The organism is Bartonella vinsonii subsp. vinsonii (assembly GCF_902825235.1).
Classification (GTDB): domain Bacteria; phylum Pseudomonadota; class Alphaproteobacteria; order Rhizobiales; family Rhizobiaceae; genus Bartonella; species Bartonella vinsonii.
The window spans coordinates 1-726 of the sequence record NZ_CADEAJ010000040.1 but is presented as its reverse complement, the minus strand read 5'-3'; the positions used below and the strand labels follow the sequence as shown (position 1 = coordinate 726).

Sequence of the window (726 nt, the reverse complement as noted above, 5' to 3'; positions counted from 1 at the left end):
GATTAGAAAGAATTGAGAATTTACGCGCTTTAACGCCTAAAAGGATCAAGACGCCTTCAGAGCAAAATCCAGAAACGCTTTTGGGTGGGAAACAATGTTTTCCAATTCATGCTATTGTTGTTGAGGGAGTGCATCATGTCAAAAAGCGCTCTATATCAGCCGTAACAGAGCCTTATGTTGGAAGATGTATCGGTCTTGTCGATATTCAGCTCTTAATCAAGCAGTTAACCAAAGTTTATTTGGATCAAGGCTATGTGACGGCGCGTTTTTATATTCCTGATCAAGATATCAAAAATAGCAAGACACTCAAATTTGTTGTTGTTGAGGGAAAGCTTTCAGATATTTATTATAATGGTTTACCGGCATCTCGTTATAACACTGTTGTGTGGAGCGCTTTTCCTGGGCTTAAAGGTCATGTTCTGAACATGCGCGATATTGAACAGGGGCTTGATCAGATCAACAGACTTCAGTCAGCGCATGCCAAAAGTGAACTTCTACCGGGGCGTGAAGATGGTGGTACCATTGTTAATATTAGCAATCACCCTGAGAAAGCTTTTAAGGTTACTGTTTCTCATGACAATATGGGGCAATCCTCCACCGGTTATGCGCGTTATAGTGCAGGCTTAAAGGGTGAAAATATTTTAGGGATGAATGATGCGTGGGATTTTGGTTATCAACGCAGTGAGACAGATTATTGGGGTGGGAGCAAGCAAGAAGGACATAGCA

General features: G+C 41.6%; 1 protein-coding gene. It reads left to right on the top strand.

The features are described 5' to 3' along the window. Positions 1-726 (top strand): POTRA domain-containing protein (locus J7R12_RS08595; RefSeq protein ID WP_208439067.1); only part of this gene is annotated, 726 nt, incomplete at both ends.